Consider the following 26,210-nt stretch of genomic DNA (forward strand, 5'->3'; position numbering starts at 1 on the left):
CGCCCGACGTCCGACGCCCGACGCGTGCGGCCATGTGTTCCATCTCACCAGGAGAGTGTGCCCCCATGACTCAAATGAGCCCCGCGAACGGGCGCGACAGCAACCACTTCGACGTGATCATCCTCGGGTCGGGCATGTCCGGCACCCAGATGGGGGCGATCCTGGCCAACCAGCAGTTTCGCGTGCTGATCATCGAGGAGTCGTCACACCCGCGCTTCACGATCGGCGAATCGTCGATTCCCGAGACGTCCCTGATGAATCGCATCATCGCCGATCGCTACGGCATTCCGGAGCTCGACCGCATCACGTCGTTCTACGCGACGCAGCGTTACGTCGCGTCGAGCACGGGCATCAAGCGCAACTTCGGCTTCGTGTTCCACAAGCCCGGCCAGGAGCACGACCCGAAGGAATTCACGCAGTGCGTGATTCCCGAACTGCCGTGGGGCCCGGAGAGCCACTATTACCGCCAGGACGTCGACGCCTACCTGTTGCAGGCCGCGATCAAGTACGGCTGCACGGTGCGCCAGAAGACGAACGTGACCGAATACCATGCCGACAAGGACGGCGTCGCGGTGACCACCGCCCAGGGCGAACGGTTCACCGGCCGGTACATGATCGATTGCGGCGGGCCGCGCGCGCCGCTCGCGACCAAGTTCAAGCTCCGCGAAGAGCCGTGCCGCTTCAAGACGCACTCGCGCAGCATTTACACGCACATGCTCGGGGTCAAGCCGTTCGACGACATCTTCAAGGTCAAGGGGCAGCGCTGGCGCTGGCACGAGGGAACCCTGCACCACATGTTCGCGGGCGGCTGGCTCTGGGTGATTCCGTTCAACAACCACCCGCGATCGACCAACAACCTGGTGAGCGTCGGCCTGCAGCTCGACCCGCGTGTCTATCCGAAAACCGACATCTCCGCACAGCAGGAATTCGACGAGTTCCTCGCGCGGTTCCCGAGCATCGCGGCGCAGTTCCGGGACGCCGTGCCGGTGCGCGACTGGGTCAAGACCGACCGCCTGCAATTCTCGTCGAGCGCCTGCGTCGGCGACCGCTACTGCCTGATGCTGCATGCGAACGGGTTCATCGACCCGCTGTTCTCCCGGGGGCTCGAGAACACCGCGGTGACCATCCATGCGCTCGCGGCGCGCCTCATCAAGGCGCTGCGCGACGACGACTTTTCTCCCGAGCGTTTCGAGTACATCGAGCGCCTGCAGCAGAAGCTGCTGGACCACAACGACGATTTCGTCAGTTGCTGTTATACGGCGTTCGCGGACTTCCGCCTGTGGGACGCGTTCCACAGGCTGTGGGCGGTCGGCACGATCCTCGGGCAGTTCCGGCTCGTGCAGGCCCATGCGAGGTTCCGCGCGTCGCGTGACGAGGGCGACCTCGACCACCTCGACAACGACCCTCCGTACCTCGGATACCTGTGCGCGGACATGGAGGGGTACTACCAGTTGTTCAACGACGCCAAGGCCGAGGTCGAGGCCGTGAGCGCCGGGCACAAGGAGGCCGGGGAGGCCGCGGCGCGGATTCACGCCCTCATCGACGAACGCGAGTTCGCCAGGCCGATGTTCGGCTTCGGGTACTGCATCACCGGGGCCAGGCCGCAACTCAACAACTCGAAGTACAGCCTGGTGCCGGCGATGAAGCTGATGCACTGGACGCAAACCAGCGCGCCGGCAGAGGTGAAACGGTACTTCGACTACAACCCGATGTTCGCGCTGCTCAAGGCGTACATCACGACCCGCATCGGCCTGGCGCTGAAGTAGCCGGCCGACACCGCCAGGAAAACGATGAACGACGTTCAATTCGATCAAGCGGTCGCCACGGAGCAAGCCCCGGGGGCGTACGACGCGACCACGCGCGTGGCCGCGAGCTGGTACGTCGCGATGCGCTCGGACGACCTCAAGGACAAGCCGACGGAGTTGACGCTGTTCGGCCGTCCGTGCGTGGCGTGGCGCGGCGCGACCGGGCGGGCGGTGGTGATGGACCGCCACTGCTCGCACCTCGGCGCGAACCTGGCCGACGGGCGGGTCACGGACGGGTGCATCCAGTGCCCGTTTCACCATTGGCGGTACGACGAGCAGGGCCGGTGCGTTCACATCCCCGGGCACAGCCAGGTGGTGCGGCAGCTGGAGCCCGTTCCGCGCGGCGCGCGTCAGCCGACGTGGGTCACCGCGGAGCGGTACGGCTACGTGTGGGTCTGGTACGGCTCCCCGCAGCCGCTGCACCCGCTGCCCGAAATCGCCGCGGCCGACGTCGACAACGGCGACTTCATGCACCTGCACTTCGCGTTCGAGACGACGACGGCGGTCTTGCGGATAGTCGAGAACTTCTACGACGCGCAACACGCGACCCCGGTGCACGCGCTCCCGATCTCGGCCTTCGAACTCAAGCTGTTCGACGACTGGCGCCCGTGGCCGGAGGTCGAGCCGCTGGCCCGGGCGGGCGCGTGGTTCGGTGCCGGGATCGACTTCACCGTGAACCGGTATTTCGGGCCCCTCGGCATGCTGTCGCGTGCGCTCGGCCTGAACATGTCGCAGATGAACCTGCACTTCGACGGCTACCCCGGCGGGTGCGTGATGACCGTCGCGCTGGACGGAGACTTCAAATACAAGCTGCTCCAGTGCGTGACGCCGGTGAGCGACGGCAAAAACGTCATGCACATGCTCATCTCGATCAAGAAGGTGGGCGGCGCCTTGCGCCGCGCGACCGACTACGTGCTGTTCGGGTTGCAGACCCGACAGGCCGCGGGGTACGACGTCAGGATCTGGAACGGGATGAAGCCGGACGGCGGCGGTGCGTACAGCCGGTACGACAAGCTCGTGCTCAAGTACCGCGCGTTCTACCGAGGCTGGGTCGACCGCGTCGCCGAGACGGGCGGCCGACCGCACCGTCGTGAGTGAGCGGCGAGGCGGGAGGCGAGGCGTGAAGCGGCGGCCGGGAACCGGCCCGTGAGCAGGATCGCGCCGGCAACGCATGCGGCCGGCACGCCCGGGCCGAGCACGGGCTTTTTTTCGCGTTCATCGTTTCACGTCGTCGGGCAGGCGGGCGGCCGTCGGGCCGGTGCGCTCAAGCGCCTGAGCCACAAGGATTTCGCGGGCCCGGCTGCGGGCGCCGCGAAATCCGCCGACAGGCGCCGGGTCGGCGCGCGATCCGGCTGTCGGCCGGCTGCCGGACACAGGCGGAGATCAATTGCCGGCCGATGCCGTCGCGACCGGCGCCGCATCGGGATGCGCGCGCGCGTAAAGCTGGCGATTGCGCGCGATCTGCGCGTGCGACGGCGGATAGTCGTTCCGGTCGGTCGGCAGCAAGCCGCCGACTTCGGCATCGATCAGCTGCTGGTAGATTTCGGCGCGCGTGAGCGGCGCCTGCGTGGACTGGGCGAAGGCCTGTGTACCGAACGGCAGGCTCAGCGCGGCAGCGACAAAGGCAGTGAAGAGTTTCATGGCGACTCCCTGGTGGGTTGAACGAACGGGCGAGTGGGGCGGCCCCACGTATCCCATTCTGGTTGCCGCGGCAGTCACGACGCTGACCCGCCGATTACAGATTTGTAATCCGCCCGTTTCGCGCTTGCACGATGCGGCTCGCGCGCCGCGTTTCCCGGTAACATCGGCGCATGTCACCACCCCATGCGACGGAGCCGACCATGCGCATCCTGATAGTCGAAGACGAACCGAAGACCGGCGCGTACCTGAAGAAAGGGCTCGAGGAATCCGGCTTCAGCGTCGATCTCGCGAAGGATGGCGGCGAGGGCCTGACGCTCGCGCAGGAGGAAAGCTACGACGTGATCGTGCTCGACGTGATGCTGCCCGTGCTCGACGGCTGGAGCGTGCTCAAGCGGCTGCGCGACACGCACGCGACGCCCGTGCTGTTCCTGACCGCGCGCGACGACGTGCAGGATCGTGTGCACGGCCTCGAACTCGGCGCCGACGACTACCTCGTGAAGCCGTTCGCATTCGTCGAGCTGCTTGCGCGGATCCGCACGCTCGCCCGGCGCGGGCCGCCGCGCGAGACGGAGCGTATCGCGGTGGGCGACCTGGAGATCGACGTCGTGCGCCGCCGCGTGAAGCGCGGCACCGTGCGGATCGACCTGACGCCGCGCGAATTCTCGCTGCTGCAACTGCTCGCGCGCCGGCAGGGCGAGGTGCTGAGTCGCACGCAGATCGCGTCGTACGTGTGGGACATGAATTTCGACAGCGACACCAACGTCGTCGAAGTCGCGATCCGGCGGCTGCGCGCGAAGATCGACGACGATTTCGCGGTCAAGCTGATCCATACGGTGCGCGGCGTCGGCTACGTGCTCGAGCCGAAGGACGCCGCATGACGCTCGGCCGCTCGATCGGCGCGACGCTCGCGCTCGCGTTCGGCGCGACCATGCTCGCCGTCTTCGCGCTTGTCGGCACCTATGTGTATACGGCCCTCGAGCGCCAGGTGAGCACGCAGGACGACCTCGACATCGTGCTCGCCGCGCGGCACACGCGCCGGCTGGCGGGCGAGCTCGATTCGCTCGACGCGGTGCGCACGCATGCGGACCGGCTGACGAGCCAGGTGCTCGGCAACGCGGCGCTGTCGATCGCCGTCGTCGACGGGCAGGGCAACGTGCTCGCACGCCACAACGTCGAGCGCACCGGGTTCGAGGACTCGCCTGAGCCGGCGGCAGCCGCATCGACGCCCACCTCGCCCACCTCGCCCGCGTTGCCGGCATTGCCCGACGCCGCGCTGTTCCCGCCGCACGCGACGCCGGTGCCCGCGAACGAACGGATCACCACCGACCGGATCGCGACCTGGACGGCCGGCGGCGGCGTGTCCGTGCGCGGCGTCGTCAGCGATGCGCAGTTGCGCGACCACTCGACGATCCGGATCGCGATCGCGCGCAACATGAGCGATCGCGCCGCGATGCTGGACGGCTACCGCGACCGGCTGAAGATCGCCGGCGGCCTGGGTGCGCTGTTCGCGATGCTGCTCAGCTACGGGCTGATCCGCACATCGCTCGCGCCGCTGCGCGAGATCGTCGCGAACACGGGCCGGATCACCGTCGACAAGCTCGATACGCGGCTCGACGCGTCGCGTGCGCCGCGCGAGCTGACGGCGCTCGTCGACGCGCAGAACGCGATGCTCGGCCGCCTGCAGCAGGCGTTCGGACACCTGTCGCAATTCAGTGCGGATCTCGCGCACGACCTGCGCACGCCGCTGAACAACATGCGCGGCGCGACCGAGGTGGCGCTCGCGCGGCCGCGTTCGCCCGACGAGTACCAGGCACTGCTCGAATCGAATCTCGAGGAATACGACCGTCTCGCGCGGATGATCGAGAACGTGCTGTTTCTCGCGCGCGCCGAGCATCCGGGTTTCGTCACGCGGCAGCGTGCGTTCGACGTGCACGACGAACTGGAGCGTATCGCCGGTTATTTCGAAGGGCTGGCCGACGAAGCGGGATCGACACTGCGCGTCGACGGGCACGGGCAACTGACCGCCGATCTCGAACTGTTCCGCCGCGCGGTCAGCAACCTGCTCGCGAACGCGCTGCGCTATACGCCGGCGGGCGGCGTGATCGCGATGAGCGTCGACGAAACGGCAGATGCGGTGCACGTCGTCGTCGCGAACCCGGGCGAGCCGATCGATCCCGCGCTGCTGCCGCGCATCTTCGAGCGTTTCGTGCGCGGCGACCCCGCACGCAGCGGCGGCGTGCCGGGCGGCACGGCCGGGCTCGGCCTCGCGATCGTGCGCTCGGTGATGGAATTGCACGGCGGCACCGTACGCGTCGAAAGCGACGCGGCCGGCACGCGCTTCATCCTCACGTTCGTCAGGACGCCGACGGCGTAGCGGCCGCGTGCGCGGCGGCCGTTGCGTGCGCATCCATATCCGTATCCTTGTTCCAGCCGCCGCCGAGCGCCGTCAGCAGCGCGACCGCCGCCTCCATCCGGCGCGCGGCGATCTGGTCGGCCAGGCGCCGGTTCGACAGCGCGATCGTCTGCGCGGTCACGACGTCGAGATAACTGACCGCACCGGCGTTGAAGCGGTTGGTCGTCAGCTTCAGCGACAGGTCGGCCGCGTCGGTCGCGCGCTGCTGGCTGTTCGCTTCCGATGCGAGCGCATCGAGCGCGGACAGTTGATCCTCGACCTGCTGGAACGCGGCCAGCACGGTCTGCCGGTAATCGGCGACCACTCCGTCGTACTGCGCATGCGCGGCGTGCAGCGACGCGCTGCGGCGCCCGCCGTCGAACAGCGTGCCGGCGAGCTGCGAGCCGAGCGACCAGAACAGGCTCGGCGCGGTGAGCCACGGCGCGAAGAACGAACTTTCGAGCCCCGCGCTCGCCGACAGCACCAGGTCGGGGAAAAACGCGGCGCGCGCCTCGCCGATCTGCGCGTTCGCGGCCGCGACGCGCCGCTCGGCCGCCGCGATGTCGGGCCGCCGCTCGAGCAGTTGCGACGGTACGCCGGCCGGGATCGCCGGCACGTCGAATGCCTGCACGCGCGGCGGCAGCGTGAAGGTCGACGCGCTTTCGCCGACCAGCGTCGCGAGCGCATGCTGGAGTTGCGCGCGGGACGCGTCGATGTCGGTGTCCTGCGTCTGCGTCGATTCGAGCTGCGTCTCGGCTTGCGCGACGGCCGACGCGTCGATCGCGCCGTCCGCGAGTTGCTGCTTCAGCAGCTTCAGGGCATCGGCATACGCGCGCACCGTTTCGTCGAGCAGTTGCTTCTGCGTGTCGAGCGAGCGCAGCGCGAAATAGTCGGTCGCGAGCTCGGCCGTGACGGACAGCCTCACGGCCTGCAGGTCGGCCGCGCTCGCGTCGGCATTCGCCTGCGCGCCCGTCACGGCGTCGCGCACGCGGCCGAACAGGTCGGGTTCCCAGCTCGCGGCGACGCCGGCCTGGTAGTCGGGCGTCGTCTTGCCGGCGAGCGACGAGCCGAGCTTGTTCTGCGACAAGCGCGAGCGGCTCTGCGCGACGCCGGCCGTGACGGTCGGCAGGAAGCCCGCACGCTGGTAGCCGACCATCGCGCGTGCCTGCTCGAGATCGGCGACGGCTTTCTTCACGGTCTGGTTCGAGATGTCGACGCGCGCTTCGAGCGCGTTCAGTGCGGCGTCGTCGAAGACGGTCCACCACGGGCCGCGCGACGCGGCATCGGCGGGCGTGGCGACGTTCCAGCCGGGTTGGGAGGCGGGAGCGGCCGTGGCCGGTATGCCCGCAGCCGGGACGCCCGAAGCCGGTATGCCCGAAGCCGGGACGCCCGCATAGTGCGCAGGCACCGCGACGTTGGGGGGCGAGTAGGCGGGTAGCGTCGAGCATGCGGTCAACGCGGCGGCGATGCCGAGCGCGACGACGCGGCGTGCGAACGGAAGCGGATGAAAGAGGCACATGGTGGAGATCTCGCGGGTTGTCATGAACGGTCAGCCGTGGGACTGCGTCGACGTCGCGACCGACGTGGCAACCGGCGTCGACGCAGGCGCCGCGACGGCGGCCGGTGCTGCCGCAACCGCGCGAGGTGCCGCCGGCGCACCGGTAGCCGAGCCGGCCCGCGCAGCCGCTTGCGCGGCGCCGGGCTCGACCGCCACGATCTTCACGGTCTCGCCGTCGGCGATCGAATCGCCCGGGTTGTCGATCACGCGATCGGTCGCGGTCAGCCCCGCGACGATCTCGACGTGCGTGCCGAAATCGCGGCCGATCTGCACGGTCTTCAGCGCGGTGGTGCCGTTCGCGGCGACGGTCGCGACCGTCACGCCGTTCGGCCGGAACAGCAGCGCGCTGACCGGCAGCTCGAACGCGGGCGCCGCACTCGCGACGAGCAGGTGCGCCTGCGCATACGCGCCCGGCATCAGCGCGCCGTCGCGGTTGTCGACGTCGATCTCGACCCGCAGCGTGCGCGTCACGGGATCGATCGCGCCCGCGCTGCGCGCCACGCGCGCGGCGAAGCGCCGGCCCGGATACTGCTGCGTGGTCAGGTACACGGGCGTGCCGGCCGATACGCCGGCCGCGCTATCCTGCGGGACGTCGACGAACACGCGCAGCGTGTCGGTCTGCTCGAGGTGGAACAGCTCGCCCGACAGCCCCGGGCTGCCCGGTGTGCCGCCCGCCGTGACGAGCGTGCCGACGTCGACGTTGCGCGCGGTGATCACGCCGTCGAACGGCGCCGTCACCGATTCGTACGACACGAGTTCGTTCAGATGGGCGGCATTCGCCTGCGCGGAGGCGAGCATCGCGCGCTTCGCGTTCATGTCGGCGACCTTCGTATCGGTGTCCTGCTGCGATACCGACTGCGTCTTCAGCATCTCCTGCCAGCGCTGCGCGGTCGATTTCGCGTAGTTGTAGTTCGCCTGCGCGGTCGACGTGTCGGCGTGCGCCTGACGCAACTGCGCGTCGAGGTCGGGCGCCGTGATCTGCGCGAGCGTCTGCCCGGCTTTCACGTGCGTGCCGATATCCGCACTCCAGTGCGCGATGTAACCGCTCGTGCGCGCGTAGATCGACGCTTCCGCGTAGGGCATCACCGCACCCGGCAGCGTGAGCGTCTGGTCGGCCGGCGCGGCGCCGGGCCGGATCACGGACACCGGCAGCGCCTGCTGCGCGGCCACCTGCACGCGCTGCGCGGCGCGCGCATCGATACGCGGCACGATGCCGGCGGCCAGCAGCGCGGCGGCGAGTGCGAGCGCGGCCAGCGGCACGGCGATCCTGCGGCCGCGACGGGGCAGCGGCGCGTCGGGTGCGGTGTCGCGCGCGACAGGCGGCACCGCCGCCGTTTCGGCGGAAAGCGGGGCGAGAGGTTCGGTCGAGTCGTTCATGATGGGTTCGAAGTCGGGCGAGTCGGAGGAAATCGGCGGGTATCCAGTCCAGCTATCCGGGTATCCGTGCTCAAGGCAGGGCCGGCGTGTCCGGCACGCGGCGTGCGGCGGCCGCATCGCGTCGCCGTTCGAGCCACGCATGGACGAAGCCGAACACGACGGGTACGAACAGCAGCGTCGACACCGTGCCGAACGCGAGGCCGCCGATCACCGCGCGGCCGAGCGGCGCGTTCTGTTCGCCGCCGTCGCCGAGGCCGAGCGCCATCGGCAGCATGCCGATCAGCATCGCGAGCGCGGTCATCACGACCGGGCGGAACCGGCTGAACCCCGCATCGAGCGCGGCCTGCCACGGCGGCGTGCCGCCGGCGCTCAGCTCGCGCGCCGCGTTGACGACGAGAATGCTGTTCGCGGTCGCGATGCCGATGCACAGGATCGTGCCGGTCAGCGCGGGCACCGACAGCGTCGTGTTCGTGACGAACAGCATCCACGCGATGCCCGCGAGCGACGCGGGCAGGCCGCTGACGATCACGAGCGGGTCGAGCCAGGACTGGAAGTTCACGACCATCAGCAGGTAGACCAGCGCGATCGCGAGCACGAGGCCGCTCAGCAGCCCCGCGAACGACTGGTGCATCGCCTGCACCTGGCCGCGCAGCACGATCGACGAGCCGGGCGGCAGTTGCGCGCGAGCGGCGTCGACGAGCTTCGTCACGTCGGCCGTCACGCCGCCGAGGTCGCGGTCCTGCACCGACGCGAAGATGTCGAGTACCGGCTGCACGTTGTAGTGCGACACGACGGCCTGCTGCTCGGCGCGCGAGAAGGTGCCCAGCGTGCCGAGCAGGTTCTGCGCGCCCGCGCCGGCCGCGGGGCCGCCCGCGGGCGTCTGCGGCGATTGCGCGGCGGTCGGCATCGCGATGTTCGCGAGCGACTGCAGCGAATTGACGTCGTACTGCGGCGCCTGCACCAGCACCGGGTAACTGACGCCGTTGGCGGGGTTCAGCCAGAAGTTCGGCGTGGTCTGCGAGCTGCCGGACAGCGATATCAGCAGGTTCTGCGCGACGTCGCGCTGCTGGAGCCCGGCCTGGATCGCCTTGGTGCGATCGACGTCGACGTTGATCGCGGGTGCGTCGCCGGGCTGCTGGATGCGCGCGTCCACGAGGCCGCGCACGCCGCGCAGTTGCGCGAGCAGCCGGTTCGCGACCGCGCGGTTCGCATCGAGCCGGTTGCCGACGATCTGGATGTCGATCGGCGCGGGCAACCCGAAGTTGAGGATCTGGCTGACGATGTCGGCCGGCAGGAACGCGAAGGTCACGCCCGGGAACGCCTGGTTCAGCAGGTTGCGCAGCTTCGTCACGTACTGCGCGGTCGGCCGGTGGTTCGGCTTCAGCGTGATCATGATGTCGGCGTCGCCGGCGCCGACCGGATCGGACGAGTCGTAGGTCAGGTTGATCCCGCTGACGGGCACGCCGATGTTGTCGAGCACGCCGGCCAGTTCGTTCGCGGGGATCACCGAGCGGATCCGCGTCTCGACCTCGTCGGTCAGGCGCGCGGTCTCCTCGATCCGCGTGCCGGTCGGCGCGCGCAGGTGCAGCCGGATCTCGCCGGTATCGACCGACGGGAAGAAATCCTGCCCGGCGACGGCGAACAGGCTCGTGGAAGCCACGCAGGCGAGCAGGAACGCGGCCGCGAAGCGGCGCCGGTTCGCGATCGCGGCCGACAGCAGCGCGCGATAGCGCGCGCGGACCGCTTCGAAACGGTGCTCGAAGGCGGCCTGGAAGCGCGCGAAGCGGGCGAAGATGCCGCGCGGCGCCTTGCCGTGCCCCTTGGCGCGCATCAGCACCATCGCGAGCGTCGGGATCAGCGTGCGCGAGAAGAAGTACGACGCGATCATCGCGAAGATCACCGCTTCGGCCATCGGCACGAACAGGTAGCGCGCGACGCCCGTCAGCAGGAACATCGGCGCGAACACGATGCAGATCGACAGCGTCGACACGAAGGTCGGCACGGCGATCTCGCCCGCGCCGGTCAGGATCGCCTCCTCGAGCGGCGCGCCGCGTTCGAGGTGGTGCGTGATGTTCTCGATCGCGACGGTCGCATCGTCGACGAGAATCCCGACCGCGAGCGCGAGCCCGCCGAGCGTCATGATGTTGATCGTCTCGCCGAGCGCGGCCAGCGCGCACAGCGACGTCAGCACCGCGAGCGGGATCGTCACGGCGATGATCAGCGTCGCGCGCCAGCTGCCGAGGAACAGCAGGATCATCAGCGCCGTCAGGCACGCGGCGATCAGCGCCTCGCGCGCGACGCCCTGGATCGCCGCTTTCACGAACACCGACTGGTCGCCGAGCGGCGTGATGTGCAGCGCCTTCGGCAGGCCGGCCGCGATCTTCGGCAGCATCGCCTTCACCTGGCCGATGATCGTCAGCGTCGATGCGCTGCCGGTTTTCTCGACCGTCAGCAGCGCCGCGCGCTTGCCGTCGCTGCGCACGATGTTGGTCTGCGGCGCGTAGCCGTTGCGCACGTGGGCCACGTCGCGCACATAGACGACGTTGCCGCCCACGGTCTTCACCGGCAGGTCGTTCAGCGCGGCGACGGTCTGCGTACTGCCGTTCATCTGCACGTTGTATTCGCGCGCGCCGATCTTCGCGGTGCCGCCGGGCAGGATCAGGTTCTGCGCGTTGATCGCGTTGACCACGTCGATCGGCGCGAGCCCCTTGGCCTGCAGCGCGCGCATGTTCAGGTCGACGACGATCTCGGGCACCTTGCCGCCGAACGGCAGCGGCACGGCCGCGCCCTGGACGGTCGCGAGCTGCGTGCGGATGAAGCTGTTGCCGAGGTCGTACAGCTGCTGCTCGGCGAGCGTGCTGCTCGACAGGCCGAGCTGCAGGATCGGCACCGTCGACGCGTTGTACGTGATGATGTTCGGCGGCAGCGTGCCCGGCGGCAGGATCCGCAGGATCGACGCGGCGTTGCTCGAGGCTTCGGCAATCGCGCGATTGATGTCCGCGCCAGGGTGGAAGAAGATCTTCACGACCGACACGCCGTTCAGCGATTGCGATTCGATGTGCTCGATGTCGTCGACGTCGGACGTGAGCGCGCGCTCGTAGTTGGTCGTGATGCGCTTGGCCATGTCCTCGGCGGAAAAACCGTTGTACGACCAGACGATGCTGACGACCGGGATGTCGATGTTCGGAAAGATGTCGGTCGGTGTGCGCAGGATCGCGAGCGTGCCCGCGATGAAGATCAGCAGCGCAAGCACGACGAACGTATAGGGCCTGCGCAATGCCAGCCGGACGATCCACATGATGTTTTCCTCGAAGCAGGGCAAGGGCGCCGCGATGGATGCGACGAGCGTGCAGTCTGCCGTTGCCGCGTTGACCCGGCCCTGACTCGAAGATTACGAAACGGTTATCTGCGCGTGGAGCCGCAGATTTCAGGATTGTCATGTGGCGGTCAGCGTCGTGCCGGCCGCAGTCACCAGAATGAAGATGTCGGGCGGCGAACCGCTTCCGCGGCACCGCCGGCGGCGCATCGACGATGCGTCCTTATCGAACCGTTCTGGGGAGTTTCATCATGAATCGCAGACTGATCGCAGCGACCGCGCTGCTCGCCCTCGCCATCGGCACGCCGGTTGCCGCTTTCGCGCAAGCGTCGTCGTCGGGCCCGACCCGTGCCGACGTGATCGCCGAGCTCGTTCAGGCGCAGCGCGACGGCACCGTGCCCACGTCGAACTGGGACTATCCGCCGAGCCCGTCGACGATTGCGCGCAATCGCGAGCTCTATGCGATCGCGCACGGCGAGCAGGCCACCGCGACCGCGTCGACGCCGGTGCCGGCCGTCAGCGCGCAGTGACCGGGAGACAGGCGATGACGCGCCTTTTCCGGCTGGCGATCGCCGCGCTGCTCGCGGCGGCGGTCGCGCCGGCCTTTGCACGCGGGATGCCGCAATTGCCCGATGACGACGGCGGGCGCGCGAGCGTGCTGCAAGCGTTGAACCCGGCGCGTGCGGCCGACGCCGGTCGGCCGCATGCGGCCGGCGTCGTGCCGAATCGGGGCGGAGAGACGCCGCGCGGTCGCGACAGCGGCGTCGACCGGCGGCTCGGCTTGGCCGGCGATGGCGATGGGCGGTAATTCTGGCCGTCGTGAGCGACGGTCGGATAAAAGCGCGCGGTCGGCGCGTTCATGCCGGTATGGGCGCCGGGAATGAACGATCCCCAAGCAAAGGCGAGCACCTGTTGGGGCCGGAACGTCGACTGCATCCCGTGCGCGGCCCGGAGCGACCGTACCGCCAGGCAAAAACTCGTGGCGATCATCCGTTAGCGGTCGAAGCGATCCGTCAGCCAGCCGATCGCGACCGAGGCCGGTCTGCCGCCCCGGTTCAGGAAGCCGACCATGATCGCGCCTTGTGCGCTCGTATAGCCGGTGCTTTTCGCCATCGTCGGCAGCCAGTTGTACAGCAGGTAAGGGACGAACAGCCCGACGAAATAGCACGGCCAGATCAGGGCCGTGTCCGCGAGATAGCGCGACGAGAGGATCGTGCCGCCTTTCACCTTCGGTTGCGCGGGCAGGAAGAATGTCGTACCAGCTGCCACGCGCGTGCGGCCGATCGCGGATGGGATTTTCGCGATCAGGTCGGGACGCGGGTTCTGAAGCGAGGCGCGGTGCTTGATTTGCTGTGTTGGCCGTTCCGCAATGGTTCGTTGCGGAACTCATTCAGTTTGAATCAAATTGGTCTGCAATGAGGCGGACCTGATAGCGGTTCGCTTTTCATTTGACAGCACTGAACAGCCGGCACTGATTGCGACGTCGTCTGCCTCTGGGCGGTTCAACCGGATACGAAGCCAGTGAGGCCGATTGAGGTGTCGTCGACATCAGCATCGACTGTGGCGGCTACCGCAAAGCACCCAAACATTACATATTTCATTCTCGTTGGCATAAATAGAAATTATAAAGAAAGGAATGTGTTTGGAAAATGGAATATTGAAGATGTCGAAAGGATGTGGCTGGCGGATTCGTGAATCGCACTTCAACTTTTGTCAGTCAATATTGTTGTTTTAGAGATTAAATACATTCTCGCGACTTGTTGTTGCCGCTAGAATTGCGGCGGCAAGACGGGGTGCCGTTCCCGTGAGAGTGCGGACCACTACTGGCTCGCAAAAAACAAGAAGATGGATAACGAATGAACATGACCGAAGTGGCTCAGGCGATTCGTGGCGGCCTGATTCAGCATGATCGCCTGCTCAAGACGAGCATCCCGGTTTTGCCGGAGAACGCACTCGTACCGCGGCGCGCTGTGACCTACGCCGAGCTTGGTCGCGACTTTAGCGTGACGCTCGACATGGTCTCCACGGCGGGCGACATCGAATTGAAGACGCTGATCGCCCAACCGATCACGCTCTGGATTCAACAAGCGAACAAGTCCTATCGACCGCTCAACGGCTACATTCATACGGCTCGAAGACTTGGTGCTGACGGTAGCCTTTCGAGCTATCAGCTGACTTTCGCTTCTTGGATGCATTTCCTCAAATTTCGCAACGACATGCGGTACTGGCAGGACAAAAGCGTCGACGCCATCATCACGGACGTATTTAACGTGCATCCGCAGGCACAAGGGCAGTTCGAATTTGCATTGCTAAAGCCGCTGCCTTCGCGTTCATATTGCCGCCAGAGCGAGACCGACTGGAATTTCATCCATCGTTTGCTGGAGGAAGAGGGTTTGTTCGGCTTCTGGCGGCACGACAACGACGGGAAGTCGCATCGATTTGTCGTGACTGACGATATCTACTCGCTCGATGAGATGTCACCTGGTTCGGTCGGGTTCTCAAGGTCGGGTACGCGTGGCGAAACGGATGCATTTGCGCAGTGGGCGGGTTCCCGGACGTTGCAGAGCACCGTTCACACGACACGCACGTTCGATTACAAGGCGCCTTCGTCCGTCGTCAATCCCAAAGGCACGACTTTGCCCACAATGTCCGGTCAAGGGAATTTGCCGGAGCAGGCTGAAGTCTACGAATACACCGGCGCCTATACGTATCTGGACCGGAGCCGCGGCGAACACCTGTCAAAGATTCACCTGGAGGAATGGGAGTCGCGAGCGAAGCGATTCTTCGGCGTCGGTGGTGTCCGCGCGATTGACGCCGGTTGTCGCTTCACTCTGACGGGACATCCGGAACATGATCGCGACTCAGCCAGCCAGCGCGAATTCGTCGCGATCAAGGTGCAGCGGCACATCGAGAACAACCTGCCGTTGCCCATCCAGGAAGCGAACTTCCCGCATAGCTTGCAGAGCCAGCTTGCGCACGCGAAATCGGCACATACGGGTGAGGCCGTTGTGCACGGAGACGGATCGGCGGGATTTTACGTGGTCGAGGTGGAAGCGCAGCGGGTGACCGTCCCGTATCGGAGCCCGTTCGAACACAAGAAGCCGGTGATGGAACTGGAGACCGCTATCGTAGTTGGCCCCCGGGGTGAAGAGGTATACACGGACGAACTGAACCGGGTCAAGGTCATGTTCGTGTGGGATCGTCAAAACCCGGCCGATGCGAGTGCTTCATGCTGGGTAAGAGTCGCGCAATCGGATACCGGTGGCGGGTACGGGAGCGTTCACGTTCCGAGGGTCGGTGAGGAAGTCTTGGTCGGATACGTCGGCGGGGACTGTGACAGGCCGATCGTTCTCCATCGCGTCTACAACGGGAGCGTCCGGCCCCAGTGGCACAGCCACGGCGTCTTGTCCGGCTATCGGTCGAAAGAATATGGCGGCAGTGGTTACAACCATCTCGTGATGGATGACTCTACCGGCCAGAACCGAGCGCAGCTGTACTCGACGAGTGGCGATTCACATCTGCATCTCGGGCACCTTGTCGAGCATGCCGACAACACGCGGGGAAGCTATCTCGGAACGGGCTTCGATCTGAAGTCGACAGCATACGGCGCGATCCGTGCAGGTAAAGGATTGTACATATCGACGCATCAGGCAACCGCGGGACAACCGCTGGATGCAGGCGAGGCGACGGAGCAACTCGTCAATGCGTACGGGGTGCTCGACGCGCAGTCGCAGGCGAGTGTGGCGAGCCAGGCGGAAAGCCTGCAGCCGGGCAGCGATGCGCTGGCCGGATTCCGTGATGCGACGCGGCACAGTGTCACCGCTGCGTCGCATGGCGGGCGGACTGCTGGCGGTGGCACGGGCAGCGCGAACAGCTTTGCGAAGTCGGTGATGCTGATGGCGAGTCCGGACGGTATCGCGCTGTCGACGCAGCAGTCGACGCAGATCACGGCAGACGAGCACGTCACTCTCGTCAGTGGGCAAAACATGCACGTTGCGACAGGCAAGTCTCTTGTCGCGAGCGTGGCGGAGAAACTCAGCCTGTTCGTTCAGAAAGCGGGGATGAAACTGTTCGCGGCCAAAGGCAAGGTCGAGATCCAGGCACAGGGTGATGCGATGGCGTTGGCGGCATTGAAAGACATTTCGATCTCGACCAAGGACGGCCGGATTGTTCTGACCGCTCCGAAAGAAATATGGATCGGCGCGGGCAACTCTTACATCAAGATCTCGACGAACGGGATTGAGAACGGTACGCCGGGGCAGATCCTGGAGCGGTGCGCATCGTGGGAAAAGCAAGGCGGCACGAGCGTCTCGCCTCCGCAGCAGGCATTTTTCGAAAGCCAGCAACCGTTGCAGTACAGCCAGCAACTGGTGCTCGACGAAGTCCTGCACAAACCGGATGGCGTTGCGCAGGCGGTCGGTTATCGATTGGTCGGTGACGCGGGGGTCATTCTCGGCAGCGGCATGCTCGACGGCAGTGGACAGACTTTGCGCGCCTTTACCGATACGCCGCAACAGATCCACGCGATCTTCGATCTGAACCATGGCAAATGGAAGACGATGATGTATCAGGAGCCGTTCTACATGAGCGCCAACGAGGTCGATCACCCCAATGCGGGCGTGTTTGACTATGCGGATCATGCGATGACGGACGATGCCGGCGACACGACGGGCGAAGACGATTCGATTGACGCAGACGATTTGCCGGATACGGAAAACACGGCGGCCTGACCTCCATCCGGAAGCAGACGGGTGGGCATTTGATGTCACGAAAGGCAGTTAGAGAGATAAGGCAAAAGCAGATGAAAGCACGAGAGCAGATCAAGTACTGGATACGCGCTGTATTGGGCGCGATGCTGGTCCATGTAACGGTTGCATCGGCGCAGATGATGGAGTTTCCGCTCGGTGCGCCGGAAGGATTCAGTGCCGATGCCATCAATCCGCTCGGCAATGACCGTTACTGCATCAGCGGACATGTCTATGACGACACCGTGCCGAGCCGATCCGCAATGGTCGTGCTGTTTGATGCAGGTAGCCGCCGGGTGGAATGGCGTACGGCCATTCCATTTGGCTCGGGTCATGTCAGCAATTCGGCGGTGGCCTGCGGTAGCGATGGCCACTCGATTTTTGTGGTGACCGAGGAACACACGCAGGGCAGCGAGTCGCTCAATCAAACGAGCGTCGTCGTGAACCGCCTCTCCGTTGCGGGCAAGCTCGAAAAGCGGCAGCCGATTCATGCAGGCTTTGACGAGTGGTTCTACATGCTGGACGTGGGTCCTGCCAGCGTCAATGTCGCAGGGGGCACTAGTGCGACATTGCAGCGTGGCGGGCCATTTGGCACATTCGTCGCGCACCTCGATGCCGATCTCGAGCAGCCGACACTGACGCAGCTTTCGAGTGGAGCATTCTGGACCGACGCGTCTGCCCGTCTGGATGGCCGGCGCCTTCTGGTGGCAGGCAAGTTCCTGCCGAATGCCGGAGCAGGTCACAACGGATACGCGGTGTCGCAGATTGATCTCGACAGCAAGCGATATGTCCGTTCCGCGTATCCGTTGCCCGGGAATGTGACGTCGGCGAGTGCGTTTGTGTCTTCCGACGGTCTTGTGCATGACGTTGGCGTCACGCCTGCTGGTGTGTTGACGGTCGTGATGGTCGACCCTTCGGGAAAGACAACGTCCATGTTCTCGACGGCAAATGGCACGCTCTGCAGCATCGATGCAGTCGCTCGCGGCAATCGTACCGTAAGCGTCATCGGTGACGCATGCAAGGGTAATCGCACAGTGTTGCTGTCCGTCGATCCGGCCTCGCATGCTGTGAGCACCGTCCATACGTTTGGCAGCGAGATGGATGCGATCGGGTTCGACGGCAGTAATTGGGTCGGCGTGGCGAAAACCAAAGGGCATGGCGCTGTATTTCAGCGGGGAGCGAGATAAGTTATGGCGGGCGACAAGAAGTATACGTACGACGACGAACTCGAATTCATCAAGAACCTGTATTGTCCGGCCCGACAGGTCGCCGACGAGACAGGCTGCTCGTGGAAACTGATTCTTGCGCAGGCTGCGCAGGAAACGGGCTGGGGGGAGCACGTTCTGGAGGGAACGAACAACTTTTTCAACATCAAGGCTGACGCGTCGTGGCACGGTGAGTCGCGTAACTTTACCGTCCCGGAAGAGAGGGAGGATGGTAGTAAGTATTGGGTGACGGCCCCGTTTCGCGTGTATCCATCCATGCTGGAGAGCTTGCGAGATCGTCAGAAATTTCTCGCATCGAATCCCCGCTATGCTGCGGCGGGTCTTTATAGCGAAGGAGTAAAGGGCAATCTGGAAGCGGAAGCACGGGCGCTGCAGTCGGCCGGTTACGCCACGGACAAGAAATACGCGAAGAACATTATCGAAGTGGCCGGTGGCAAGTCGATGAAGCGGGCTATCGAACGGGCGCAGAAGGCTGGCTGCAAGGGCTGTCTGCCGACGGTGAACGTCTACGTGCTCGACCAGGCCAAGGCTCATCTGGTCGACACCAAAATAAGGGCAACCCAGGGCGGTAAAACAATCGACCTGGTCACGGACAAGAACGGGCAAGTGCAGGTACAGGCCGCGCTATCGGGTGGGCCAGTTTCCTTGCAGGCCTGGTCGGAACACGATCACAAGTGGGTACAAATCGAGCAGACCGTGACGCCGACGACGCCCGCTACGGCCATTACGGTCGTTGCGCCCACAATCGTCGTGCCGTCGGCAACCGAATTACACAAGCAGCCACTTGCGCCTGCGCCGACGGAGCCTCGGCCGGCAACGAGTCATCCTGCGGCGCCTACCGAGACTCCCGCTCCCGCTGCCGCTCCCGCTGCCGCTCCCGCTCCCGCTCCCGCTCCCGCTGCCGCTGCCGCTGCCGCTGCCGCTGCCGCTGCCGCTGCCGCTGCCGCTGCCGCCGCTTCGCACGCTAGCGTAGCCGGCGCCGCTCCGCATGGCTGTACGGAGACCTATATCGTTCAGAAAGGCGATACGCTCAGCAAGATCGCAAAAAAACACTCGACGAGCTATCGCGTGCTCGCGCGTCTGAACGGCATTGCATCGCCGTACTTTCTGTATCCGCATCAGGTACTGACCGTACCGAAGGCACATGCGCACCCGTCTTCGTCATCGGGCGCGGCAACGGCCGCCGCACCGGTGGCTGCAGGCTCTTCATCTGCGGTGGCACCTGTGGCCACCGGAGCGCCCGTCGCAGTGGCGGCTCCCGCGACATCTGCCTCGACCGCTGCCTCGTCTCATGCTGCGGAGACTCACGGGAAAGCCGTTCATACAGCCCCTGCCGCACCTGCAACGAGCGCGCCCGCGCACCCAAGCACACATCCGGCAAGCGGGACTGCCGGGTCATCACCCGCGCCAAAGCCGGCGCCGGAAGTGCACGCTGTCCGTTCCCGGGACGAGAGCGATCACCCGAAAACCGAGGCACTGAGTGCCAGTCATGCACCGTGGATGACGTATGCAGAGGAGGAGCGTCGCGTCGGCATCAAGCGCAAGGGAGGAGACGTTTCCACCGAGCACATCAAGGAGTATTTCGGTGCGACGTCGCAAACCAAGGCCGATCCGAATTCCGCCGCATACTGTGCGGCATTCGTGAACTGGTGTCTGCAGCGCGCGGGCTATGAGGGGACGAAGGGAAAGACCAATGCGATGGCAAGCAGTTTCCTGAAGTGGGGGAAGCCGACCAAGGGGAACAAGCCGGTATACGGCGCCATCGCCGTCGTGCGCTTCGGCAAGAGCGCGTACCACGTTACCTTTGTCAACGGTGCCCATCGCTTCGATGCTCATCAACATCTGCAATCGTTGGCAACGTTGGGTGGCAACCAGGGCAAGGCGCATGAGGTGAACAAAAGCCATCTGCCGCCGTCTTTGGTGGTAGCGTATCGTCTCCCGATCGGCTATGACGCAACGGATGACGACTATCAACTGGCGCTTGTGCCGGATGACGGCAGCACATCGATGACGGCCGCATCGACTCGTTAGATGTACTTTTACCCGAGGTAAGGTGTTGCGATGTCCCGCGAGACGTTCGCTGCTCGATGACGGGGCGATCCCGGTTATTTATTTCTCTCGAATCTTGATGATAAAGCTATCCAAGCTCACTGCATGCGCCTTGATCCTCGTCGCGACCGTCGCCAACGTGACGTATGCCCGCGATCTGGACAAGAGCGACCCTGATCGCGCCCACATACTGGCCGCCGTTCACCGGCTGAACGACAGCGAACCGGACCTGAAGGATTACCGCTATTTCGTGGTCGACCTGATCAAGGATCGTGATGCCGCCTTCGCATGTGTTGCATTGACGGATAAGGACGGCAGCCTGGAGATGACGGATGACCAGGTCGAGATCATGAAGTTCGCGCTTGAAAGGCGCAACGCGCAATGGGTAGCAACCGATCTCGGCGGCGTGGGATTTGCAGACGGTGCGAAGCCGGTGCAATCGGATTGCAAGGTGGAGGGCCGTATCGTCAACACGCGCGATGATGTCAATGTCGCGTTGAAGGCAACGGGACACAAGTCGTTATCCGCTCGTTGACCGCGGAGATGGTTGGCGAGACCGAGAGGAAGGTGGCGGCCTGCCGGATCTGAGTTCTGTCGCGACGGCTCTCGTCACGTATTCGCGGAAACCTCCGCCGCAGAAATCACGGCCGTTCCCTTGGATTCATCGGCCAGCGCCCAGCGCCCAGCGCCCGGCGCCCGGCGCATCACGAGCCCGGCTACCGCGCCGATCAGCGGCACGTCGGCCATCAGCGGAAGGATCTGGCCGAACCCCAGCCCCACGCTGAGGAGGGCCGCGCCGGCAAATGCGCTGCCGATCGCGCCCAGCCCTCCGAACGCATGCACCCGCTCAAGCTGGTCGAACGCGCGACGGTCGGATAAAAGCGCGCGGTCGGCGCGTTCATGCCGGTATGGGCACCGGGAATGAACGATCCCCAAGCAAAGGCGAGCGCCTGCTGGGGCCGGAACGACGACTGCATCCCGTGCACGGCCCGGAGCGACCGTGCCGCCAGGCAAAAACTCGTGGCGCTCACCCGGTAGCGGTCGAAGCGATCCGTCAGCCAGCCGCTCGCGACCGAGGCCGGCGCACGCCCCGGTTCACGAAGCCGACCATGATCGCGCCTTGCGCGCTGGTATAGCCGGCGTTTTTCATAGCCGGCGCCTTTCCCCATCTCCGCCGCGCCGCCCCCAGCCCGTTTAGGTGTTTATACGTATGCCGATTCCGATATCGCCCGAATCCAATATTTCATTGGAAGGTTATCGGACTTGTTCATAGACTGATGCGGGGCATGCAGACCGGGCCGGCCGCACGCGCCAGCCCGGACTGCAGTCCCGACCCGCATCCCCGCGCCAAGCAGAACCACAACAGCGCAGCGGCATACAACGACATCATCGGAGACGGACCATGACATTTTTCAGGAAGCTGACGGCCGGCGCGCTCGTCGCCGCGGCGACCGTGTTCGCGCACGACGCGTTCGCGCAGCAAAAGCCGATCACGCTCGGGTTCTCGCAGGTCGGCGCGGAAAGCGCATGGCGCACCGCGAACACCGTGTCGGTGAAGGGCGCGGCGAAGGACGCCGGCATCAACCTGAAATTCTCGGACGCGCAGCAGAAGCAGGAGAACCAGATTCGCGCGATCCGTTCGTTCATCGCGCAGAAGGTCGACGTGATCGCGTTCTCGCCGGTCGTCGAATCGGGCTGGGAACCGGTGCTGACCGAAGCGAAGGCCGCGCATATCCCGGTGATCCTGACCGATCGCGCGGTCGACGTGAAGGACCCGTCGCTGTACGTGACGATGATCGGCTCCGACTTCCTCGAGGAAGGGCGGCGCGCCGGCCACTGGATGGAAGAGCACTACAAGAACGACCCGGGCCCGATCAACATCGTCGAGCTGCAGGGCACCGTCGGCTCGGCGCCGGCCAACGATCGCCGCGCGGGCCTGCTCGAAGTGATCAAGAACAATCCGAAATTCAAGGTGATCGCGTCGCAGAGCGGCGACTTCACGCTCGCCGGCGGCAAGCAGGTAATGGAAGCGTTCGCGAAGACCTACGGCAAGCAGATCAACGTCGTCTACGCGCACAACGACGACATGGCGCTCGGCGCGATCCAGGCGATGGAAGAGGCCGGGATCAAGCCCGGCAAGGACGTGAGCGTCGTGTCGTTCGATGCGACGAAGGGCGGTTTCCAGGCGATGATCGCCGGCAAGATCAACGTTGACGTCGAATGCAGCCCGCTGCTCGGCCCGCAACTGATGAGCGCGGTGAAGGACGTGGTCGCCGGCAAGCAGCTGCCCAAGCGGATCGTCACGAACGAGACGGTGTTCCCGATGAACGTCGCGGCGCAGGTGCTGCCGACCCGCAAGTACTGATGTCCCGCACGGGCGGCGGCGCGGCTGCCGCCCGAGTCGCAACCGCTTTGCTACCGCTTCGCAACCGTTTCGACGGAGGGGTCATGACGCAATCGCCGGTGGTCGAGATGACCGGCATCGACAAGTCATTTCCGGGTGTCAGCGCGCTGCAGCGCGTGGACTTCCGGTTGTTTCCCGGCGAGATCCATGCGCTGATGGGCCAGAACGGCGCGGGTAAGTCGACGCTGATCAACGTGCTCACCGGCGTGCATGCGCACGACGCGGGCGAGATTCGCGTCGGCGGCCGGCCCGTGCGCTTCGCCGCGCCGCGCGAAGCCGAGGCGGCCGGGATCCAGACGCTTTACCAGGAAGTGAACCTGTGCACGAACCTGTCGGTCGCCGAGAACATCTTCGCGGGCCGTCAGCCGATGCGGCGCGGCGCGATCGACTGGAACGCGATCCATGCGCGTGCGCGCGCGGCGCTCGCGGAACTCGACCTGTCGCTCGACGTCACGCGCTCGCTCGACGCGTACCCGATCGCCGTGCAGCAGATGGTCGCGATCGCGCGCGCCGTTTCCGTCGACGCGCGCGTGCTGATCCTCGACGAGCCGACGTCGAGCCTCGACGACGGCGAGGTCGCGCGTCTGTTCGACGTGCTGCGCCGGCTGAAGGCGTCGGGCATCGCGATCCTGTTCGTCACGCATTTCCTTGAGCAGACCTATGCGGTGTCCGACCGGATCACCGTGATGCGCAACGGCGAGCGCGAAGGCGAGTACCTGGCGCGCGACCTGCCGGTCGACGCACTGGTCGCGAAGATGACCGGCCGCGAGCGGATGTCCGATACGCTGCAGGCGGGTGCCGCGGCCGCCGTGCGCACCGCGGGCGACGCCGCGCCGTTCCTGTCGATGCAGCAGGTCGGCCGGCGCGGGATGATGAGCGCGCTCGATCTCGACGTGCGGCCCGGCGAGATCGTCGGGCTGGCCGGGCTGCTCGGCTCGGGGCGTACCGAAACCGCGCAGCTCGCGTTCGCCGCGGAGCGCCCGGACACCGGCGCGATCGAGATCGACGGCACGCGCACGCGGCTCGCGTCGCCGCACGACGCGGTGCGGCACGGCATCGCGTACTGCCCGGAAGACCGCAAGAAGGAGGGTATCGTCGCCGCGCTGTCGATCCGCGAGAACATCATCCTCGCGCTGCAGGCGCGGCGCGGCTGGTGGCGGCTGATCGGGCGCGCGCGCCAGCGCGAGATCGCCGAGTCGTATATCGCCCGGCTCGGCATCAAGGCGCGCGACGCGGAGCAGCCGATCGGCCTGCTGTCGGGCGGCAACCAGCAGAAGGTGCTGCTCGCGCGCTGGCTCGCGACGGACCCGAAGCTGCTGATTCTCGACGAACCGACGCGCGGGATCGACGTCGCCGCGAAGTTCGACATCATGGAGCGCGTGCTCGCGCTGTGCAAGACCGGGCTCGCGATCCTGTTCATCTCGTCGGAGATCGGCGAGGTCGTGCGCGTGAGCCACCGGATCGCGGTGCTGCGCGACCGTCGCAAGGTCGCCGAGCTGAGCGGCGCCGATGCATCCGAGGAGCAGGTGTACCGTCTGATCGCGGGAGGCCAGTCATGACGCCGCTGCGCATGCTGTTTCGTCATTCGCTCGCGTGGCCGGTGCTGACGCTCGCGCTGCTGTTCGCGCTCGATGTCGCGCATCGTCCGGGTTTCCTGTCGATCGCGCTGCTCGACGGCCACCTGTTCGGCGCACCGGTCGACATCCTGAACCGCGCGGCGCCGCTCGTGATCGTGTCGCTCGGGATGACGCTCGTGATCGCGACGCGCGGGATCGACATCTCGGTCGGCGCGATCGTCGCGATCGCCGGCGCGGCCGCGGCGATCGTGCTCGACGGCGATCCGTCGCGGGTCGGTGCCGCGCTGGCCGCCGCGCTCGGCGTCGGCTTGCTCGCGGGCGCCTGGAACGGGCTGCTCGTCGCGTTCGTCGGGATGCAGCCGATCATCGCGACGCTGATCCTGATGGTGGCCGGCCGCGGCGTCGCGCAGCTGCTGACGGGCGGCCAGATCATTCCGATCGGCGCGCCCGGCTATCTCGCGCTCGGCGGCGGGTATCTCGCGACCGTGCCGTGCGCGGTGTGGATCGCCATCGCGACGATCGCCGCGACCGCGCTGCTGGTGAACCGCACGGCGCTCGGGCTGTTCATACGCGCGATCGGCGTGAATCCGGTCGCGACGCGGCTCGTCGGGCTGCGCGCGGGTGCGGTCGTGTTCGGCGTGTATCTGTGTTCGGGCGTGATGGCGGCGCTCGCCGGCATCCTCGCGAGTTCGAACGTGCGCAGCGCCGACGGCAACAACGCCGGGCTGCTGCTCGAACTCGACGCGATCCTCGCGGTGACGCTCGGCGGCACGTCGCTGCTCGGCGGCCGCTTCAGCCTCGCCGGCTCGGTACTCGGCGCGCTGATCATCCAGACGCTCACCTACACGACCTATTCGATCGGCGTGCCGCCGGAGGCGACGCTCGTCGTCAAGGCGGTCGTCGTGATCGTCGTGACGCTGATCCAGTCGGAGGCGGCGCGCGCGCTGGTCGTCCGGCATGCGTCACGGCTGCTGCCTTCCGCGCGTTCGCGCGCCACCACCGGAGCGACGCCCCGATGACCCGATTCCTTGGCCGGCTCGCCGACCCGCGCACGCTGCCGATCGTCGTGACGATCCTGCTGTTCGTCGCGCTGTTCGGTTTCGGATCCGTGATGTACACGGGCTTCTTCTCGATGCAGGTGCTCACCGGGCTGCTCGTCGACAACGCGTTCCTGCTGATCGTCGTGATCGGGATGACGTTCGTGATCGTGTCGGGCGGGATCGACCTGTCGGTCGGCTCGGTCGTTGCGCTGACAACGATCTTCTGCGCGGTCGGCGCCGAGCGGCTGCATTGGCCGGTGTGGGTCATCGTGCCGCTCGTGCTCGCGTTCGGCACGCTGTACGGCGCGGCGATGGGCGCGCTGATCCATTACTTCCGGCTGCAGCCGTTCATCGTGACGCTCGCCGGAATGTTTCTCGCGCGCGGCGCGTGCTTCCTGATCACGACGCAGTCGATCACGATCAACGAATCGACGTTCCATGCGATCGCGGGCATCAGCGTGCCGGTCGGCGGCGGCACGCTGAGCGCGGGCGCGCTGATCGCGCTCGCGACGCTGGCCGCCGCGATCTACGTCGCGCATTTCACGCGGTTCGGCCGCAACGTGTATGCGGTCGGCGGCAACGAACGTTCGGCGCTGCTGATGGGCTTGCCGGTCGCGCGCACGAAGATCGGCGTGTACGCGCTGAGCGGCTTCTGCTCGGCGCTCGGCGGCGTGGTGTTCACGCTGTACGTGCTGTCCGGCTACGGGCTGCAGGCGCAGGGGATGGAGCTCGACGCGATCGCCGCGACCGTGATCGGCGGCACGCTGCTCACGGGCGGCGTGGGCTACGTGATCGGTTCGGTGTTCGGGGTCGGCATCCTCGGCACGATCCAGGTGCTGATCACGTTCGACGGCACGTTGAGCTCGTGGTGGACGCGGATCGTGATCGGCGCGCTGCTGTGCGTGTTCTGCGTGCTGCAGCGGGTGATCGAGCGGCATGCCGCGCGGCGGCGCACCGGCGGCACGGGGCTGGGCGAGCGGCCGCGGCCGGCCGACGCCGCATCGGCACGGCCGGCCGGCGCGGGCGAGGATGCGGCGCTCGTGTCGACGATGCGGCGCGCGTAGGGGGATCACACCGGCG

The 26,210-nt window shown here is 66.2% G+C and carries 20 protein-coding genes; 14 read left to right on the forward strand and 6 right to left on the reverse strand.

What is annotated here, in order from left to right:
* Positions 1 to 65: 65 nt before the first annotated feature.
* Both AB3K92_RS01445 and AB3K92_RS01450 read left to right on the forward strand, forming a co-directional pair.
* Positions 66 to 1,766: an NAD(P)/FAD-dependent oxidoreductase gene (locus AB3K92_RS01445; RefSeq protein ID WP_059555335.1), complete on the forward strand. Its 1,701-nt coding sequence runs from the start codon at positions 66 to 68 to the stop codon at positions 1,764 to 1,766.
* A gap of 24 nt (positions 1,767 to 1,790) precedes the next feature.
* On the forward strand, positions 1,791 to 2,903 hold the full coding sequence (locus tag AB3K92_RS01450) for a Rieske 2Fe-2S domain-containing protein (protein WP_301853501.1): 1,113 nt from the start codon (positions 1,791 to 1,793) through the stop codon (positions 2,901 to 2,903).
* A gap of 285 nt (positions 2,904 to 3,188) precedes the next feature.
* Here the strand turns inward: AB3K92_RS01450 and AB3K92_RS01455 are convergent, their stop codons facing one another.
* The gene (locus AB3K92_RS01455; RefSeq protein WP_301853500.1) at positions 3,189 to 3,446 is read right to left on the reverse strand and encodes a DUF4148 domain-containing protein; all 258 of its coding nucleotides are present in this window, start codon (positions 3,444 to 3,446) and stop codon (positions 3,189 to 3,191) included.
* 200 nt (positions 3,447 to 3,646) lie between these two features.
* On the opposite strand from AB3K92_RS01455, the gene AB3K92_RS01460 reads away from it, so the two are divergent.
* Complete coding sequence (locus AB3K92_RS01460; protein ID WP_021160488.1) at positions 3,647 to 4,324, forward strand: heavy metal response regulator transcription factor; 678 nt, start codon at positions 3,647 to 3,649, stop codon at positions 4,322 to 4,324.
* Entirely contained in the window at positions 4,321 to 5,820 is a 1,500-nt protein-coding gene (locus AB3K92_RS01465; protein ID WP_301853499.1) for a heavy metal sensor histidine kinase, read from the forward strand. The genes AB3K92_RS01460 and AB3K92_RS01465 overlap by 4 nt, the downstream gene beginning before the upstream one ends.
* Here the strand turns inward: AB3K92_RS01465 and AB3K92_RS01470 are convergent.
* From AB3K92_RS01470 to AB3K92_RS01480, 3 genes are all read right to left on the reverse strand, one after another.
* Positions 5,801 to 7,357, reverse strand: coding sequence for an efflux transporter outer membrane subunit (locus tag AB3K92_RS01470; protein ID WP_301853513.1), 1,557 nt, complete (start codon positions 7,355 to 7,357; stop codon positions 5,801 to 5,803). The two genes, AB3K92_RS01465 and AB3K92_RS01470, sit on opposite strands and share 20 nt — an antisense overlap.
* Positions 7,358 to 7,387: 30 nt before the next feature.
* The gene (locus AB3K92_RS01475) at positions 7,388 to 8,773 is read right to left on the reverse strand and encodes an efflux RND transporter periplasmic adaptor subunit (RefSeq protein ID WP_301853498.1); all 1,386 of its coding nucleotides are present in this window, start codon (positions 8,771 to 8,773) and stop codon (positions 7,388 to 7,390) included.
* 70 nt (positions 8,774 to 8,843) lie between these two features.
* Positions 8,844 to 12,071: an efflux RND transporter permease subunit gene (locus AB3K92_RS01480; protein ID WP_369464360.1), complete on the reverse strand. Its 3,228-nt coding sequence runs from the start codon at positions 12,069 to 12,071 to the stop codon at positions 8,844 to 8,846.
* A 269-nt stretch (positions 12,072 to 12,340) separates the two neighbouring features.
* Between AB3K92_RS01480 and AB3K92_RS01485 the strand changes: the two genes are divergently transcribed.
* Both AB3K92_RS01485 and AB3K92_RS01490 read left to right on the forward strand, forming a co-directional pair.
* On the forward strand, positions 12,341 to 12,619 hold the full coding sequence (locus AB3K92_RS01485; protein ID WP_021160494.1) for a DUF4148 domain-containing protein: 279 nt from the start codon (positions 12,341 to 12,343) through the stop codon (positions 12,617 to 12,619).
* A gap of 14 nt (positions 12,620 to 12,633) precedes the next feature.
* Positions 12,634 to 12,897 (forward strand): hypothetical protein, encoded by a 264-nt coding sequence (locus AB3K92_RS01490; RefSeq protein WP_301853495.1) that lies wholly within the window; start codon positions 12,634 to 12,636, stop codon positions 12,895 to 12,897.
* Between the two features lie 185 nt (positions 12,898 to 13,082).
* Here AB3K92_RS01490 and AB3K92_RS01495 read toward each other — a convergent pair whose 3' ends face one another.
* Positions 13,083 to 13,358, reverse strand: coding sequence for a hypothetical protein (locus tag AB3K92_RS01495; protein WP_301853494.1), 276 nt, complete (start codon positions 13,356 to 13,358; stop codon positions 13,083 to 13,085).
* A gap of 587 nt (positions 13,359 to 13,945) precedes the next feature.
* On the opposite strand from AB3K92_RS01495, the gene AB3K92_RS01500 reads away from it, so the two are divergent.
* The 4 genes from AB3K92_RS01500 to AB3K92_RS01515 all read left to right on the forward strand — a co-directional run bounded on the left by AB3K92_RS01500 (position 13,946) and on the right by AB3K92_RS01515 (position 20,644).
* The gene (locus AB3K92_RS01500) at positions 13,946 to 16,819 is read left to right on the forward strand and encodes a type VI secretion system Vgr family protein (RefSeq protein WP_081077452.1); all 2,874 of its coding nucleotides are present in this window, start codon (positions 13,946 to 13,948) and stop codon (positions 16,817 to 16,819) included.
* 71 nt (positions 16,820 to 16,890) lie between these two features.
* On the forward strand, positions 16,891 to 18,021 hold the full coding sequence (locus AB3K92_RS01505; RefSeq protein ID WP_060156881.1) for a hypothetical protein: 1,131 nt from the start codon (positions 16,891 to 16,893) through the stop codon (positions 18,019 to 18,021).
* A 3-nt stretch (positions 18,022 to 18,024) separates the two neighbouring features.
* Complete coding sequence (locus AB3K92_RS01510; protein WP_369464361.1) at positions 18,025 to 20,091, forward strand: TIGR02594 family protein; 2,067 nt, start codon at positions 18,025 to 18,027, stop codon at positions 20,089 to 20,091.
* 97 nt (positions 20,092 to 20,188) lie between these two features.
* The gene (locus AB3K92_RS01515; RefSeq protein WP_048027441.1) at positions 20,189 to 20,644 is read left to right on the forward strand and encodes a hypothetical protein; all 456 of its coding nucleotides are present in this window, start codon (positions 20,189 to 20,191) and stop codon (positions 20,642 to 20,644) included.
* Positions 20,645 to 20,718: 74 nt separating this feature from the next.
* Here the strand turns inward: AB3K92_RS01515 and AB3K92_RS01520 are convergent, their stop codons facing one another.
* The gene (locus AB3K92_RS01520; protein ID WP_301853492.1) at positions 20,719 to 21,045 is read right to left on the reverse strand and encodes a hypothetical protein; all 327 of its coding nucleotides are present in this window, start codon (positions 21,043 to 21,045) and stop codon (positions 20,719 to 20,721) included.
* Positions 21,046 to 21,511: 466 nt separating this feature from the next.
* On the opposite strand from AB3K92_RS01520, the gene AB3K92_RS01525 reads away from it, so the two are divergent.
* The 4 genes from AB3K92_RS01525 to yjfF all read left to right on the forward strand — a co-directional run bounded on the left by AB3K92_RS01525 (position 21,512) and on the right by yjfF (position 26,194).
* Positions 21,512 to 22,474 carry an ABC transporter substrate-binding protein gene (locus tag AB3K92_RS01525; RefSeq protein ID WP_059492930.1) on the forward strand — a complete coding sequence of 321 codons (963 nt, stop codon included), beginning with the start codon at positions 21,512 to 21,514 and terminating at the stop codon, positions 22,472 to 22,474.
* A gap of 83 nt (positions 22,475 to 22,557) precedes the next feature.
* Positions 22,558 to 24,072, forward strand: coding sequence for a sugar ABC transporter ATP-binding protein (locus tag AB3K92_RS01530; protein WP_048027437.1), 1,515 nt, complete (start codon positions 22,558 to 22,560; stop codon positions 24,070 to 24,072).
* The gene (locus AB3K92_RS01535) at positions 24,069 to 25,109 is read left to right on the forward strand and encodes an ABC transporter permease (RefSeq protein ID WP_021160499.1); all 1,041 of its coding nucleotides are present in this window, start codon (positions 24,069 to 24,071) and stop codon (positions 25,107 to 25,109) included. The genes AB3K92_RS01530 and AB3K92_RS01535 overlap by 4 nt, the downstream gene beginning before the upstream one ends.
* Positions 25,106 to 26,194 (forward strand): galactofuranose ABC transporter, permease protein YjfF, encoded by a 1,089-nt coding sequence (gene yjfF / locus AB3K92_RS01540; protein WP_301853490.1) that lies wholly within the window; start codon positions 25,106 to 25,108, stop codon positions 26,192 to 26,194. Before AB3K92_RS01535 ends, yjfF begins: the two co-directional genes overlap by 4 nt.
* The last annotated feature ends 16 nt before the right edge of the window (positions 26,195 to 26,210 follow it).

This window comes from Burkholderia sp. Bmkn7 (assembly GCF_041103175.1).
GTDB lineage: Bacteria > Pseudomonadota > Gammaproteobacteria > Burkholderiales > Burkholderiaceae > Burkholderia > Burkholderia cepacia.

Bases quoted from the DNA above. Each gene is read 5' to 3' on its own strand.
- AB3K92_RS01445 (WP_059555335.1), top strand. From the start codon at position 66: ATGACTCAAATGAGCCCCGCGAACGGGCGCGACAGCAACCACTTCGAC.
- AB3K92_RS01450 (WP_301853501.1), top strand. From the start codon at position 1,791: ATGAACGACGTTCAATTCGATCAAGCGGTCGCCACGGAGCAAGCCCCG.
- AB3K92_RS01455 (WP_301853500.1), bottom strand. From the start codon at position 3,446: ATGAAACTCTTCACTGCCTTTGTCGCTGCCGCGCTGAGCCTGCCGTTC.
- AB3K92_RS01460 (WP_021160488.1), top strand. From the start codon at position 3,647: ATGCGCATCCTGATAGTCGAAGACGAACCGAAGACCGGCGCGTACCTG.
- AB3K92_RS01465 (WP_301853499.1), top strand. From the start codon at position 4,321: ATGACGCTCGGCCGCTCGATCGGCGCGACGCTCGCGCTCGCGTTCGGC.
- AB3K92_RS01470 (WP_301853513.1), bottom strand. From the start codon at position 7,357: ATGTGCCTCTTTCATCCGCTTCCGTTCGCACGCCGCGTCGTCGCGCTC.
- AB3K92_RS01475 (WP_301853498.1), bottom strand. From the start codon at position 8,773: ATGAACGACTCGACCGAACCTCTCGCCCCGCTTTCCGCCGAAACGGCG.
- AB3K92_RS01480 (WP_369464360.1), bottom strand. From the start codon at position 12,071: ATGTGGATCGTCCGGCTGGCATTGCGCAGGCCCTATACGTTCGTCGTG.
- AB3K92_RS01485 (WP_021160494.1), top strand. From the start codon at position 12,341: ATGAATCGCAGACTGATCGCAGCGACCGCGCTGCTCGCCCTCGCCATC.
- AB3K92_RS01490 (WP_301853495.1), top strand. From the start codon at position 12,634: ATGACGCGCCTTTTCCGGCTGGCGATCGCCGCGCTGCTCGCGGCGGCG.
- AB3K92_RS01500 (WP_081077452.1), top strand. From the start codon at position 13,946: ATGAACATGACCGAAGTGGCTCAGGCGATTCGTGGCGGCCTGATTCAG.
- AB3K92_RS01505 (WP_060156881.1), top strand. From the start codon at position 16,891: ATGAAAGCACGAGAGCAGATCAAGTACTGGATACGCGCTGTATTGGGC.
- AB3K92_RS01510 (WP_369464361.1), top strand. From the start codon at position 18,025: ATGGCGGGCGACAAGAAGTATACGTACGACGACGAACTCGAATTCATC.
- AB3K92_RS01515 (WP_048027441.1), top strand. From the start codon at position 20,189: ATGATAAAGCTATCCAAGCTCACTGCATGCGCCTTGATCCTCGTCGCG.
- AB3K92_RS01525 (WP_059492930.1), top strand. From the start codon at position 21,512: ATGACATTTTTCAGGAAGCTGACGGCCGGCGCGCTCGTCGCCGCGGCG.
- AB3K92_RS01530 (WP_048027437.1), top strand. From the start codon at position 22,558: ATGACGCAATCGCCGGTGGTCGAGATGACCGGCATCGACAAGTCATTT.
- AB3K92_RS01535 (WP_021160499.1), top strand. From the start codon at position 24,069: ATGACGCCGCTGCGCATGCTGTTTCGTCATTCGCTCGCGTGGCCGGTG.
- yjfF (WP_301853490.1), top strand. From the start codon at position 25,106: ATGACCCGATTCCTTGGCCGGCTCGCCGACCCGCGCACGCTGCCGATC.